At 68.2% G+C, this 13747-nt stretch carries 12 protein-coding genes; 7 read left to right on the forward strand and 5 right to left on the reverse strand.

Going from position 1 to position 13747, the window contains the following annotated elements; all coding sequences use genetic code 11:
* Positions 1–25 precede the first annotated feature (25 nt).
* The 7 genes from LWE61_RS15895 (at position 26) to pobA (ending at position 6675) form a co-directional block, all read left to right on the forward strand.
* Entirely contained in the window at positions 26–1237 is a 1212-nt protein-coding gene (locus tag LWE61_RS15895; RefSeq protein WP_234151636.1) for a LysR substrate-binding domain-containing protein, read from the forward strand.
* Positions 1238–1301: 64 nt separating this feature from the next.
* The gene (locus tag LWE61_RS15900) at positions 1302–2192 is read left to right on the forward strand and encodes an NAD(P)-dependent oxidoreductase (RefSeq protein WP_234151637.1); all 891 of its coding nucleotides are present in this window, start codon (positions 1302–1304) and stop codon (positions 2190–2192) included.
* Positions 2189–3211: an amidohydrolase family protein gene (locus tag LWE61_RS15905; RefSeq protein WP_234151638.1), complete on the forward strand. Its 1023-nt coding sequence runs from the start codon at positions 2189–2191 to the stop codon at positions 3209–3211. Before LWE61_RS15900 ends, LWE61_RS15905 begins: the two co-directional genes overlap by 4 nt.
* Entirely contained in the window at positions 3211–3645 is a 435-nt protein-coding gene (gene ligA, locus LWE61_RS15910; protein ID WP_234151639.1) for a protocatechuate 4,5-dioxygenase subunit alpha, read from the forward strand. The genes LWE61_RS15905 and ligA overlap by 1 nt, the downstream gene beginning before the upstream one ends.
* A gap of 1 nt (position 3646) precedes the next feature.
* Positions 3647–4489 carry a class III extradiol dioxygenase subunit beta gene (locus LWE61_RS15915; protein WP_234151640.1) on the forward strand — a complete coding sequence of 281 codons (843 nt, stop codon included), beginning with the start codon at positions 3647–3649 and terminating at the stop codon, positions 4487–4489.
* A gap of 20 nt (positions 4490–4509) precedes the next feature.
* Positions 4510–5451 (forward strand): Gfo/Idh/MocA family oxidoreductase, encoded by a 942-nt coding sequence (locus LWE61_RS15920; RefSeq protein ID WP_234151641.1) that lies wholly within the window; start codon positions 4510–4512, stop codon positions 5449–5451.
* 54 nt (positions 5452–5505) lie between these two features.
* Positions 5506–6675, forward strand: coding sequence for a 4-hydroxybenzoate 3-monooxygenase (gene pobA / locus LWE61_RS15925; protein WP_234151642.1), 1170 nt, complete (start codon positions 5506–5508; stop codon positions 6673–6675).
* Positions 6676–6765: 90 nt separating this feature from the next.
* Here the strand turns inward: pobA and LWE61_RS15930 are convergent, their stop codons facing one another.
* The 5 genes from LWE61_RS15930 to LWE61_RS15950 are packed head-to-tail and all read right to left on the reverse strand — an operon-like array spanning position 6766 to position 13735.
* Entirely contained in the window at positions 6766–10128 is a 3363-nt protein-coding gene (locus LWE61_RS15930; protein ID WP_234151643.1) for a glycosyl hydrolase, read from the reverse strand.
* Positions 10125–10559 carry a hypothetical protein gene (locus LWE61_RS15935; RefSeq protein WP_234151644.1) on the reverse strand — a complete coding sequence of 145 codons (435 nt, stop codon included), beginning with the start codon at positions 10557–10559 and terminating at the stop codon, positions 10125–10127. Before LWE61_RS15935 ends, LWE61_RS15930 begins: the two co-directional genes overlap by 4 nt.
* A complete protein-coding gene (locus LWE61_RS15940) occupies positions 10556–11479 on the reverse strand; it encodes an alpha/beta hydrolase (RefSeq protein WP_407696250.1) in 924 nt (307 codons plus the stop codon). The genes LWE61_RS15935 and LWE61_RS15940 overlap by 4 nt, the downstream gene beginning before the upstream one ends.
* Complete coding sequence (locus LWE61_RS15945) at positions 11476–12795, reverse strand: family 1 glycosylhydrolase (protein ID WP_234151645.1); 1320 nt, start codon at positions 12793–12795, stop codon at positions 11476–11478. Before LWE61_RS15945 ends, LWE61_RS15940 begins: the two co-directional genes overlap by 4 nt.
* Positions 12796–12841: 46 nt before the next feature.
* Entirely contained in the window at positions 12842–13735 is an 894-nt protein-coding gene (locus LWE61_RS15950; protein WP_234151646.1) for an alpha/beta hydrolase, read from the reverse strand.
* Between the last annotated feature and the right edge of the window lie 12 nt (positions 13736–13747).

The following is a 13747-nucleotide window of genomic DNA, read 5'->3' on the forward strand; positions in this document are numbered from 1 at the left end:
CATAAATTTTTGCTAATGAAGGGTCATGCAGGCCGACCAGTTCAATATCCGCCATCTTGCCGCCATGGTCGCGGTTATCGATCAGGGCAGCGTCAATCTGGCGACGCAGACGGTCAACCTGACCCAGCCCGCGATCACGCAGGGCATCGCCAAGCTGGAGGCGCAACTGGGCCTGTCGCTGTTCGAGCGGCGGCCCGGCGGGATGCACCCTACCGACGCCGCGCTGCGCCTGAAACCGCGGGTGGAGGCGGCGCTGCGCCTGATCGGCAGCAACCGGGCGACCGCCGCGCAGATCCGCGCCTTCGTCGCGCTGGCGCGGGCGGGCAGCTATGTCGGCGCGGCGGAGGGAACGGGGATCGCCGTCCCCTCCCTCCACCGGGCGGTCGCGGACCTGAGCCTGGCTCTGGGCTATCGGCTGGTGGACCGGCGGGGGCGCAGCCTGGTGCTGACGCGGCAGGGTGCGGCGCTGGCCCAGCGATTGCGGCTGGCGCTGGCGGAACTGCGCGCGGGGCTGGACGATCTGGCGGAATTGCAGGGGCGCGAGGCGAGCCGGCTGGTGGTGGGGGCGATGCCCCTGTCGCGGGCGCGGCTGTTGCCCGACGCGATCATCGGCTTTCGCGCCCGCCACCCGGAGGTGGACATCGTCATCATCGAAGGGTCGCATGCCGAGCTGGTCGGGCCGCTGCGCGACGGGGAGATCGACATGATGGTGGGGGCGCTGCGCGACCCGGCAACCCATCAGGATCTGGCGCAGCAGGCGCTGTTCATCGACCATCCCACGATCATCGCGCGCGCCGGGCATCCACTGGCGCGTGACGGAACGGCGAGTGGCGGAAACGTGGGGAGCGGAGAAGCGAAGGGCGCAGCGGCGGGCCGGATCACCGCCAGCGACCTCGCCCGCTATGAATGGATATTGCCGCCGGAGGGGACGCCGCTGCGCCAGTTATGGGCGCGGATGGGGGCCGCCCTGCCCGGCCCGCCCGCCGCCGTGCCCATCGAGTGCGGGTCGGTGATGACGATCCGGCAATTGCTGATTCAGGGCGATTTCCTGACCCTGTTGTCGCGCGATCAGGTGGCGCTGGAGCTGGATGCGGGCCTGCTGGCGGAGATCGGCCCCGCGCCGGGCGACGTCAGCCGCACCATCGGCATCACCACGCGCGCCGACTGGCGACCCACCCGGATGCAGGCGGCGCTGCAACAGGCCATCGCGGACAGCGCAAAATCGCTCTATTCGTAATTTCTTATAACATGGCCGGGGATATGATTGGCCCCGCCAAACGCCATGGGCCATTCCATCCGGCATGGAGCAGGATGTCGGACTGATCGGATTTGGCGAGGCGGGCGCGACATTCGCCCGTGCGGGCCGCTGGGCGGCCTCCGCCCGCGTCTTCGACTGCAAGACGGACAGCGCGGCCGAGCGCGCCGCCATGCTGGCCGCCTATGCGGAGGCGGGCGTCTCCCCCGCCCGTTTCATCGAGGATGCGCTGGTCTCCGTACCCATCGTCCTGTCGCTCGTGACCGCCGACCAGGTGCTGGCCGTGGCGCGGATGGCGGCGGACCATATCCCGGCAGGCGCGCTGTATTGCGACTGCAACAGCGTCGCGCCGCAGACCAAGCGGGAGGCCGCGCAGATGGTGGAGGCGGCGGGCGCCCATTATGTCGATGTCGCGGTCATGGCACCGGTGAACCCCGCGCGCATGGCGGTGCCGCTGCTGCTGAGCGGCGGCCAGGCGGACGCGGCGGCGGGCGTGCTGGCCGGGCTGGGTTTTACCCATGTGCGGGTCGTGGGCGATACGGTGGGCCGCGCGTCCGCGATCAAGATGATCCGGTCGGTGATGGTCAAGGGGCTGGAGGCGCTGACCGCCGAATGTGTGCTGGCGGCGGCGGCGGCGGGCGTGCTGGACGAGGTTCTCGCCTCCCTCGACGCCAGCGAGAGGCCCAAGCCGTGGGCGGAACGGGCCGACTATAATCTCGACCGGATGCTGGTGCATGGCCTGCGCCGCGCCGCCGAGATGGAGGAGGTCGTGCGGACGCTCGACGACATCGGCACCGGGGCGGAGATGACGCGCGGGACGGTGTGGCGGCAGCGGTGCATCGGCGCGCTGGGCATCGCCACGCCGCCGGACGGACTGGCGGCCAAGATCGGCGCGATCAACGACAGCAAGACAGACAGAAAGGCCGATGCGGCATGAGCCTGATTATCGACTGCCATGGCCATTATACGGTCCTGCCCAAGGGGCATGACGCCTGGCGCGAGGCGCAGAAGGCGGCGCACAAGGCGGGCGAGGCCGCCCCACCCTACCCCGATATTTCCGACGACGAGATCCGCGAGACCATCGAGGGTAACCAGTTGCGCCTGATCAAGGAGCGCGGCGCGGATATGACCATCTTCTCCCCTCGCGCGTCCGCCATGGCGCCGCATTTGGGCGACGAGGGCGTCGCGATGGAATGGGCGATCCGCTGCAACGACCTGATCGCGCGGGTGGTGGCGATGTACCCCGATGTGTTCGCCGGCGTGTGCATGTTGCCGCAATCGCCCAGGGCCGACATGGCGAACAGCATCGCGGAGCTGGAGCGGTGCGTCGGCATGGGCTTCATCGGGTGCAACCTGAACCCCGATCCGGGCGGCGGCCATTTCACCCATCCGCCGCTGACCGACCGTTACTGGTATCCCTTCTACGAGAAGATGGTCGAGCTGGACGTGCCCGCGATGATCCATGTGTCGGGCAGTTGCAACCGGGCGATGCACGCGACCGGCGGCTATTATATCGCGGCGGACACCATCGCCTTCATGCAGTTGCTGGAGGGCGACCTGTTCGCGGATTTCCCGACGCTGCGCTTCATCATCCCGCATGGCGGCGGCGCGGTCCCCTATCATTGGGGGCGCTATCGCGGGCTGGCGGACATGCTGAAGAAGCCGGACCTTTCCACGCACCTGATGAACAATATCTTCTTCGACACCTGCGTCTATCATCAGCCGGGCATCGACCTGCTGGCGGATGTGATCGACACCAAGAACATCCTGTTCGGGTCGGAGATGGTCGGCGCTGTGCGCGGGATCGACCCAACGACGGGGCAGTATTTCGACGACACCAAACGCTATGTCGATGCGCTGGAGATCAGCGATGCGGCGCGCCATGCGATCTTCGAGGGCAATGCGCGCCGGGTCTTTCCCCGCCTCGACGCCCGGTTGCGGGCGCGGGGCCGGTGATGGCGCAGGGGGATGAACCACAGGGAGGGGAGCCGCAGGGCATCCACGACTATCTGGCCGCGTTCGAGGATATTCCGGGCACGCGCGTCTTTACGGCGGCGCGGGCGCGGCAGGGCTATCACCTCAACCAGTTCGCGATGAGCCTGATGACGGCGCAGAACCGGGAGCGATGGAAGGCGGACGAGGCGGCCTATCTGGCGGACTGGCCGCTGACGGAGGCGCAGAAGGCCGCCGTGCTGGCGCGCGACTATAATGCGCTGCTCGATCTGGGCGGCAATATCTATTTCCTGGCGAAGGTGTTTGCGACCGACGGGCTGAGCTTTGTGCAGGCGGTCAGCACGATGACCGGCCTGTCGGTGGAGGACTATCAGGCGATGATGAACGGCGGCGGGCGATCGCCCAATGGCGTCCGCTCCATCCGGGAGGGGCGCTGACATGGCGCGCATCACCGCCGGCGTCGCGTCGAGCCATGTGCCCCTGCTGGGCGTCGCGCATGACATGGGCAAGGATCGCGACGACTATTTCGGGCCGATCTTCGCCGGATACGACTGGACGCGGGAATGGGAGAAAGCGCAAAAGCCGGACGTGGTGATACTGGTCTATAACGACCATGCCTCCGCCTTCGACATGAAGATCATCCCGACCTTCGCCATCGGGTGCGGGGAACGCTATCGCCCCGCCGACGAGGGATGGGGACCGCGCAAGGTGCCGGATGTGATCGGCCACCCCGACCTGGCCTGGCATGTCGCGCAGAGCCTGATCCTCGACGAGTTCGACATGACGATCATCAACGAGATGGACGTCGACCATGGCCTGACCGTGCCGCTGTCCATGATGTTCGGTTCTGTGGAGCAATGGCCGTGCAGGGTCATCCCGCTGGCGGTCAATGTCGTCACATACCCCCCGCCATCGGGCAACCGCTGCTGGGCGCTGGGCGAGGCGATCGCGCGGGCGGTGGCGAGCTTCCCCGAAGACCTCAACGTGCAGGTGTGGGGCACGGGCGGCATGAGCCACCAGTTACAGGGACCGCGCGCGGGCCTGATCAACGCGCCATGGGACAATGACTTCCTTGACGGCATGATCGGCGACAGCGACCGGCTGCGCCATATCCCGCACATCGAGTATCTGCGCGAGACCGGGTCCGAGGGCATCGAGATGGTCATGTGGCTCATCATGCGCGGCGCGATGGGCCGGGCCACGCGCGCGCTCCACCGCCATTATCACGTCCCCTGCAGCAACACGGCGATCGGGCATCTGGTGCTCGAACCCGTCAGCTGACATCCACAAGGAGAATATCCATGCGTATTGCCCTCGCCGGCGCGGGTGCCTTTGGCGAAAAGCATCTCGACGGCCTGAAGCTGATCGACGGGGTGACGGTCACGTCGCTGGTCGGTCGCGACCGGGAGCCGACGCAGGCCATCGCCGCCAAATATGGCATCGGCCATATCACCACCGACCTGAACGAGACGCTGGCGCGCGACGATGTGGACGCCGTGATCCTGTGCACCCCCACGCCGATGCACGCGGAGCAGGCCATCGCCTGCATGAACGCGGGCAAGCATGTGGAGGTGGAGATACCGCTGGCCGACAGCTGGGCCGACGCGCAGGCGGTGCTGGCGAAGCAAAAGGAGACGGGGCTGGTCTGCATGGTCGGTCACACCCGCCGCTTCAACCCCAGCCACCAGTTCGTCCATAACCGCATCAAGGCGGGCGAAATCGCCGTCCAGCAGATGGATGTGCAGACCTATTTCTTTCGCCGCAAGAATATCAACGCCAAGGGCGAGCCGCGCAGCTGGACCGACCATCTGCTGTGGCATCATGCCGCGCACACGGTCGACCTGTTCGCCTATCAGGCCGGGCGGATCGTGGACGCCCATGCGGTGCAGGGACCGATCCATCCTGACCTTGGCATCGCGATGGACATGTCGATCCAGTTGAAGAGCGAGACGGGCGCGATCTGCACCCTCTCCCTCTCCTTCAACAATGACGGGCCGCTGGGCACCTTCTTCCGCTATATCTGCGACAATGGCACCTATATCGCGCGCTACGACGATCTGGTGAACGGCAAGGAAGAGCCGGTGGACGTTAGCCATGTCGATGTGTCGATGAACGGCATCGAATTGCAGGACCGCGAATTCATCAGCGCCATCCGCGAAGGCCGCGAACCCAACAGCAGCGTCGCCAAGGTGTTCGATTGCTATCGCGTGCTGGGCGAACTGGAAACGCAACTGGCGCGCTGAGCGACAGGACCGGGGCGCGGGACGCGGTGCCCGGCCCCAAGGGTGGAGAGGATCATGAAGACACAGGTTGCCGTCATCGGCGCGGGACCGGCGGGGCTGCTGCTCGCCCATCTGCTGCGGGCGGAGGGCGTGGAGGTGATCGTGGTCGAGCGGTCCTCCGCCGACCATGTGCTGGGCCGCATCCGGGCGGGCGTGCTGGAGCGCACGACGACCGACCTGATGGACCGGCTGGGCCTGGGCGCGCGCATGCATGCCGAGGGACTGCCGCACGACGGATTTCATCTGGCCGATGGCGAGCGGCTGATCCGCATCGACATCGCCAAGCTGACCGGCCAGCAGGTGATGGTCTATGGCCAGACGGAGCTGACCCGCGACCTGATGGCGGCCGCGCCCGAACGGGGCGTCGAGATCATCTATGAGGCCGCCGACGTGGCGCTGCACGATGTGGAGGGCGATGCGCCCTATGTCACCTTCGTACAGGATGGGCAGGAACGCCGCATCGATGCGCGCTTCATCGGCGGATGCGATGGCTTCCACGGGCCGTCCCGCCGGGCGATACCGGAGACGGTCGCGCGCCATTTCGAGCGGGTCTATCCGTTCGGCTGGCTGGGGATATTGGCGGACGTGCCGCCGTGCAACCATGAGCTGATCTATGCGAACCATGCGCGGGGGTTCGCGCTGGCGTCAATGCGGTCGCCCACGCGCAGCCGCTATTATGTGCAGGTGCCGCTTGACGAACGGGTGGAGGACTGGCCGGACGAGCGATTGTGGGACGAGCTGGCGATCCGCCTCGGCCCGGAGGCGGCGGCGCATATGGTGCGCGGCCCCGCCATCGAGAAATCCATCGCGCCGCTGCGATCCTATGTGTTCGAGCCGATGCGCCATGGCAGCCTGCTGCTGGCCGGGGACAGCGCGCATATCGTGCCGCCCACCGGCGCGAAGGGGCTGAACCTGGCGGCGTCGGATGTGGCCTATCTGTCCGACGCGCTGATCCGTTTCTTCATGGCGGGCGACGGGGATGGGGTCGCGGGCTATTCGGACAAGGCGCTGGCGCGGGTGTGGAAGGCGGAACGCTTTTCCTGGCAACTGACCCGGCTGATGCATCGCTTTCCGGAGAATGATGCCTTCGACCGGCGGATGCAACTGGCCGACCTGGACTATATCGCGTCCTCCGTCGCGGCGCAGACGACGATCGCGGAAAATTATGTGGGCCTGCCGCTTTAGATATGGCCCCGGTGATACTGCCCCCGTGGTATTGCCGCTGTGATGCGGTGACGGCGGCGCGGCCTGTTGCGCGCCGCCTTCCGTTGCCGGTCACTCCCCCGACAGCAAGGTGACCGGCCCGATCAGGCCGGAGGGACGCAACGGCGCATCCGGCTGATAGGTGGGCGCCGCGGTGAAGGTGATTTTTTGCGCGCCCGGCTGCGCATCGCCGATCAGGCGGTTGACCCACAGGTTGGCGACCTTCACCTCGATGGTGTTGCGCGCTGCCTTTACGAAGGGCGCGATGTCGAGGCGATAGGGCGCGAACCAGCTCGTCCCCGCCAACCGGCCATTGATGCGGACTTCGGCCACGTCGCCCACCTTGCCGAGATCGAGCCACAGCGGCGCGCCGGGTCGGGCCGTGCGCGGCGCGGTGAAGCTGCTGCTGTAGGTCGCGATGCCGGAGAAATAGCGCACGCCCCGGTCCGCATGGCGGTCCAGCGGCGCGAGGGTGGGCAGGACGATCCGGGGCGGGGCGCCGCGACCCGCCTGAAAGCGGACCGTCCAGGGGGCGGTGAGCGTGGCGACCGGCGTGGGCGACGGGGTGACCACCATTCGGGCGGGCGCGGCGGCGGGTTTGCGGAACAGGATGAAGACGGCATCCTCCGCCCCCATGTCGAGCGGGACGACGGTCTCCGGCCCCTCCGTACGGTAGGAGAGCGGTTCCGCCGTGCCGGTCATGGCGCGCCAGAGTTCCGGCTGGCGGCCCGTCACGCGAAAACGGGCCTCCACCTTCTCCGCCCGGTTGTGGCGGTTGGTGACGAAATAGATGTCGCCGTCCGCCAGTTTGCGATGGACGAAGCGATAGTCGCTGTCCGCCGCGCCGCCAGTGATATGGAAGTCCGGGCCGAGGCCAATCGTCGCCAGCGCGGCTTCCACGTCGGTTCCGGCGATCACCCTGCCCTTGCCGACCGGCGCGCCGCTCCAGAGACGGTCGGCCAGGGCGCGAAACGCCGCAGGGTCATCGCGCAGGCCGGGGCTGCGCTCCGGCTTCGTCCCGATCAGCGTCGCCCCGTCCTCGACCAGCGCGGCGATGCGGTGCAGGGTGGCGAGCGTCATCACCCGTGAGGAACCACCGAGGTAGAGCGCCCGGTAGCGCGCGCCGCCGGTGGCGACCAGTTCGCCATCCTCCACCCGGATGCGGTTGGCGAGGATGTCGGCGTTGACGAAATCATAGGCGTAACGGGTGGGGATGCCGGGCGGCACCCCCTGTTCAAACAGGGCGGTGATCGGCGCATCCTCGCCATGGAAGAAGGCGATGTCGGCGTGGTCGCGGCCCTGCTGGAGCAGGAAGCCGGTGCGCGCCATATAATCGACCCATGGCCGGGCCATCTCCGCCCAGCTTTCATGCCGGTTGAAATATTGGCCAAAGACCATGAGGCTGAGGCCGGGCACCTTGTCATCCACCGGCTGGTGGACGGAGGTGTGGATGATCGGACGGTTGACGCCCGATGCGAACTCCAGGTCGATGACCCGTTTCAGGTCGGAAGGCGCAAAGGCCCATGGGCTGAAGGCGGAGGTCAGGGATTCCGCCGAAACGATATTCTGCCCATAGATATGCGCGACGGAGGCCGCGCCCTTCATGTCGCCGATCAGGGTCGGGCGCGGGGCCGCGCCACGATTATAGGTCCACATCGCCGCCATCGGCACATCGGCATGGGCGCGCAGGGCCAGATCGTCGCCCAGCACGGGGCGGCCATTCTCCAGCGCCTCGCCATAGACGATCAGCCCCTGCTCATGCGCGACCTTGGCGATGGTGCCATAATGGGCGTCGGCCAGCAGGTCGGCCAGCGTCTGGCGGAAATCATGGAGGAAGGCGTCGCTGCGCCGGGCCGATCCCACCAGCGCGCCGGTCAGCGTGGGGAGAAAGGGCGTGGGATCATAGCCGCGCCGCTGGCGAAACTGCGCCACCAGTTGCGGGGTCCAGTTGGACGCCCCCACCTCGATACTGTCGGTCAGCAGGGCGCGGATGCCCTTCTGCCCCATCCATTCCGCGCCCACGGTGTCCCGATACTGGGCCAGATAGGTTTCGAGATAGCGGCGTACGGCGGCGGGGTCATATTTGTCGACCTCCAGCCCCGTCGCCTCCGGCGTGGCGGGGTGGTTGGTCTTGCCGGTCAGCGAATAGCCGAGCCGCAGGATGCGCCAGTCGCTGCCCCTGGGCGCGGTCCAGTCGAGCGTGCCGTCGGGGCGGAGGTGGCCGGTGAGGTCGATGACGCGGGCCGGGTCGATGGCGGCGTCGATGGTGGGGACGTCCTGCATCGTGCCGTCGCTCAGCCGGTTATAGTCGGGGGCGATCGCAAAGCCTGCCTTGGCCTCGAACTGGTCGATCCGCGCCTCCGCGGAAAGGCGCAGGTCACCGATGGCGAGGGTGTCGCTGGCCGGGCGGGCAAAGACGTTCATCATCGTCGCGCCGGGCGCGCCGTCGCCAAGGCCGGGGGATTTGGGGCCGGTGTTGGGCGCGAGGACAAGACGGAACCGCCGTGCGGTGACGGGGGCGAAGGCGATAGTGGTCGCCACCTCCGTCAGGGGCAGCGCGCCGATGCGTTGCCAGCCGCCGGGCGTCTCCGCCTCCAGCAGGGGCCGATAGTCCGGGTCGCCGAAGGGCGGGCGGGCATGGGGGATGAAGAGGCTGGCGGAACGGACGGTGACGGGCTTGCCATAGTCGAGGATCAGCCCGCCGGGCTGCGTGGGCGTGCCCTTGGCGACGGCCGCCGCGCTGTCGAGGCTGGCATCGCCCAGCGGGGCGGCGTCGATGGGTCGGCCGTCCGTCTGCGTCACCACCGGCACCGGCAGGACGCGGGCGACGACCGGATAGGCTAGGACCAGCGCATCGCCGTAGAAGGTGGGACCAGCGGGCACCGGCGCGTCGCCGGCGAGGGGATCGCTATAGGCCACGCTCTGGAACGGGCCGGTGATGGAGGGCGGGACCGGCAGCGCGCCCGTCCACCGCTGTCCCCCGCGCAGGTCCGCCTGCGCCCAGACCAGCTTCTTCATCGCGTGCTGCGGCTTGACCCAGGGGCCGCCCGTCTCGCTCCAGCCGGGGGAGGCGGCGATGGCGAACTCCAGCCCCTTTGCATCCGCCTGCTTCACCGCATGGCGAAAGGCGTCCTTCCAGCCATCCGTCATATAGATCAGCCGTTCCGGCACGATCTGCGGCGTCATCAGGCTGGCGTCGAAATTCTGGACGCCGCCGATGCCCATGCGGGCGAGCCAGTCGAGATCCTTGTCGATCCCGTCCTTCGTCACATTGCCGTTCATCCAGTGCCACCACACGCGCGGGCGGGCGCTTTGCGGCGGGGCGCGGAAGCCGTCGGCCAGATCGTCGGCGCGCAGCGGCGTGGCGAAGGCGGTGCAGGCCAGCAGGGCGGCGAGACGGAAAGAACGCCGGAAACGGGGGGAACGGGGGGTCATCGAAGGATCATCCTCCTGAGCGCGAGGGTCGCGACGGATGCGCCGAGTGCGCCGCCGTAGAAAAGCTTCAAGAGCAATGCCGGGGTCCAGCCGATGGGCGGCGGGGCGGCCATCGTCGCCACCCCGGCGAGCAGCGCGCCGAGCGCCCCTCCCCCCATGGCGAAGGCGAGCGCGCGCAGCAGGACGGTCCGTACCGAGGGCGGCGCGGCCAGCCTGCCCCGCGCGATCAGGCAGGGCACCAGCGCGCTCATCAGGCAGACGGCGAGCGACTGGGGGATGAAGTCCAGCGCCAGACCGCCCGGTGCGCCCCAGTGCAGCGGGCGCGAAGTCAGGCCGAACAGGGCGAGGAAGAAGGCGAGGCTGAGCAGCGCATTGATGCCGAAGCTGATCGCCGCCTCCCGCCGGATGGACAGGCCCGCGCGGGTCGTCATGGCGCGGTCTTCGTGCCAAGCAGGCCGCGCATCGCCATCCAGTCGCGGAACTGCGGCAGCAGGCCCATGGTCGTCGTGCCCGGCTTGCCCATGCCGAAACCATGGTCGCCGCGTTCATAGGCGTGGAACTCGACCGGGCGGCGGGCGGTGCGCCAGGATTCGATGATCGCATAGCTATGGTTGGAGAACAGCGCGTCGTCATTGGCGATGGCGGCGAACATCGGTGGGGCGTCGGCGGGGACATCACGCGCCAGCAACGGCCCATAGATATAACCGATGAAGGCGGGACGGTCGGCCCCCTTCCCCTCCAGCGCGGCGTTCATGGTGGTCATCGCGCCCGCCGAAAAACCGATCATGCCGACGCGGGCGGGATCGACGCCCCATTGCGCCGCGCCCGACCGGATCAGGCGCAGCGCGGCGAGCGCGTCCTGCGTCGCGCGCGGTTCCGTGATGGCCGGCGCGGCATTGGGGTCGCGCAGGGACTCCGCCATGCGCTGGCCCATATAGGCGGCGGCCTGCCCGCTGTCCGCCGGGGTCGGGTTGAGCCGGTATTTCAGGATGAAGGCGGCAATACCATGGTCCGCGAACCAGCGGGCGACCTTCCACCCCTCATGCTCCATCGCCAGCAGCATGAACGCCCCGCCGGGCGCGACGACGACCGCCGCGCCGGTCGCCTTTGCCGGATCGGGCAGGACGGGCGTCAGGGTCGGCACGGTGACGTTGCGGACGACGAGGTCGGGACCGAAACGCATCCAGTTTTCGGTGGAGGCCTTCGGGGCCTTAATCGCCGGATAGAGGGGGAGCGCGTTGGGTTCTGCGGGTGCCTCGGCGGGAACCGGGGCTGGCATCTGCGCCGCGACGGGCGCGGTCAGGAGCAGCGCGGCGGCGAGGGTCAGGCGGCGCAGGGGGATACGGATCATAGCGCGTTCCTCCGCGCGATAGCGGCATAGACGGCGGCGCTGGGCTTCGCCGTACGGGCGAAGGTGACGGGATCGACGCTGTGCAGGCCGAAGGTGGGCTTGTAGCCGAAGATCCATTCGAAATTGTCGAGCAGCGACCAGTGGCAATAGCCCAGCACGGGCACGCCATCGTCCATCGCCGTCTTCAACTCCGCCAGCGCAGCGGGGATGAAGGCCGCGCGGATGCTGTCGTCGGGGGTGCCGACGCCATGTTCGGAGACGAGGATAGGCACGCCGGTCGCGGCATGGGCGAAGCGGACCGCCCCGGCGAGCGAGGGCGCCCATACCTCCGTCCCCGACCAGTTGACCACCGATCCGGGGGGCGTGGGCAGCCGCCCCTTGTCATCCCACAGTGCGCGCTCATAATTCTGCACGCCCAGGAAATCGTCCGCCTTCGCGATCTCCAGCCAGTTGCCGTAAAGCTCCTTGCGCATCCGGTCGCGGATGGAATTCTTCCCCACCGCATGATCGTCCATCATGGCCAGCGACAGGCCGACGGGCAGGTCGGGACGCACCGCCTTGATCGCGGCCTTGCCCGCCTTGTGCGCGGCCTCCAGACCCTGTTGCAGTGCGGGCAGGTCGGCAATGTCCGCCACATTGGCGCTGATGAACTTGGGGACGCCCAGCCGCTTGGCCGCGGTGTCCAGCGTCAGCTTCTGGATAGCCCATACCGGCGGCGGCAGCATGGGCTTGAGCAGCAGCAGGATATTGGGTTCGTTGAAGGTGATGACGCTGTGGACCCCGTCGCCCAGCGCGCGGGTCAGCCGGTCGCAATAGCGGGCGAACAGACTGGCGGACTCCGGGTTGGTCCAGCCGCCCTGCGCGCTGAACCAGCGGGGCGAGGTGAAATGGCTGTAGGTGACGATGGGGGTCAGGCCGCGCGCCCGGCACCCGTCCACGATGGCGCGGTAATGGGCCAGCATCGCCTGTGAGAAGAGGCCCTTTTCCGGCTCAATCCGCGCCCACTCCACGCCGAAGCGATAGGCGTTGAGGCCGAGATTTTTGGACAGGTCGAGATCGGTTTCCCACATCAGGAAACTGTTGCAGGCGTCGCGGGACGGCTGGGCAAAGACGGTGGGCTGCTGGTTCTCCAGATACCAGAGGTCGCTGGCGATATTATTGCCCTCTATCTGGTGTGGGGCCGTGGCGGTGCCCCACAGAAAGCCGTTGGGAAAGGCGGGGCTGGCGGTGGCGCGGCGCGCAGCGTGGGCGGGCGCGGCCATCATCATCGCGCCGGTCGCCATTCCGGTCGCCAGCAAAGTCCTGCGGTCCAACATCCGTCTCTCTCCCGATATGCCTGTGTGTCTGGTGCCCTGTGGGGGCTTATGTGTGTTCGCGCACGAAGGCGCATATCTCGTCAGCCAGCCGCCGGTCGGCGGTGCCCAGATGCATGGGCAGCGAATAATGATTATGGCCGGGCAGGATCAGCGCGCGAGGCAAAGCGCCATGCCGCGTCAGCCGGTCCTGCAACAGGCCGAGGAACTCCGCCTGAAAGCGTGGCGGGTCATGCTCCGCGCAGGCGATCAGCAGGGGCAGGCCGGTCGCCGCCACCGCGTCGCGCGGCATACGGTCTGGGTAGAGGGCGGTATCGCCATAATAGGCGGTGTCGCGCGGATCGAGCGGGGTGTAGCCATAGAGACCTGAGAGCAGGATGGCGGCGCGAACGGTGCCGGCTGCGCCCTCCCCCGCTTCGTCCCCCGCCAGCTTCAGAAAGGCCGCGACATGCACCGCCCCGGCGGAGGTGCCGGCCAGTACGATCCGGTCGGGATCGCCGCCATGGTCGGCGGCATGAGCGCGCAGCCATGCGACGGCGGCGGCGACATCCTGCGCCCCGGCGGGCCAGCCATGGTCGGGCGCGAGGCGGTAGTTGACGACGACGCCGAGGAAGCCCGCCTCCGCCGCCATCCGGCCGACATTGGCGTTGGGCCACTCCGCCGCCGCATCGCCGCCCTTGTCCCCTTTCAGAAAGCCGCCGCCATGGACGAAGACGAGGACAGGCGCCGGGCCGCCTGCGCCGATGGGCGCGTAAAGGTCGAGCCGGTGGCGCTGATGCGGACCATAGACAAGGTCGCGGGCGGCGGGAGGGATGCGGGCGACCAGGGCCTGTTGTTCATCATCGAACAGCGCCTTGCACCGGGTCAGCACGTCCGGGCCAAGGTCTGTACCGATGGCGGCGATCGCATCGCGGATCGACGCCGTGCGGGCCAAGCTGTCCATCATCCTCTCCCC

The organism is Sphingobium sufflavum, from assembly GCF_021403115.1.
GTDB lineage: Bacteria > Pseudomonadota > Alphaproteobacteria > Sphingomonadales > Sphingomonadaceae > Sphingobium > Sphingobium sufflavum.

Coding starts and splice junctions, on each gene's coding strand:
- LWE61_RS15915 (WP_234151640.1), top strand. CDS start 3,647: ATGGCGCGCATCACCGCCGGCGTCGCGTCGAGCCATGTGCCCCTGCTG.
- LWE61_RS15905 (WP_234151638.1), top strand. CDS start 2,189: ATGAGCCTGATTATCGACTGCCATGGCCATTATACGGTCCTGCCCAAG.
- pobA (WP_234151642.1), top strand. CDS start 5,506: ATGAAGACACAGGTTGCCGTCATCGGCGCGGGACCGGCGGGGCTGCTG.
- LWE61_RS15945 (WP_234151645.1), bottom strand. CDS start 12,795: ATGTTGGACCGCAGGACTTTGCTGGCGACCGGAATGGCGACCGGCGCG.
- LWE61_RS15930 (WP_234151643.1), bottom strand. CDS start 10,128: ATGACCCCCCGTTCCCCCCGTTTCCGGCGTTCTTTCCGTCTCGCCGCC.
- LWE61_RS15900 (WP_234151637.1), top strand. CDS start 1,302: ATGGAGCAGGATGTCGGACTGATCGGATTTGGCGAGGCGGGCGCGACA.
- ligA (WP_234151639.1), top strand. CDS start 3,211: ATGGCGCAGGGGGATGAACCACAGGGAGGGGAGCCGCAGGGCATCCAC.
- LWE61_RS15895 (WP_234151636.1), top strand. CDS start 26: ATGCAGGCCGACCAGTTCAATATCCGCCATCTTGCCGCCATGGTCGCG.
- LWE61_RS15935 (WP_234151644.1), bottom strand. CDS start 10,559: ATGACGACCCGCGCGGGCCTGTCCATCCGGCGGGAGGCGGCGATCAGC.
- LWE61_RS15940 (WP_407696250.1), bottom strand. CDS start 11,479: ATGATCCGTATCCCCCTGCGCCGCCTGACCCTCGCCGCCGCGCTGCTC.
- LWE61_RS15950 (WP_234151646.1), bottom strand. CDS start 13,735: ATGGACAGCTTGGCCCGCACGGCGTCGATCCGCGATGCGATCGCCGCC.
- LWE61_RS15920 (WP_234151641.1), top strand. CDS start 4,510: ATGCGTATTGCCCTCGCCGGCGCGGGTGCCTTTGGCGAAAAGCATCTC.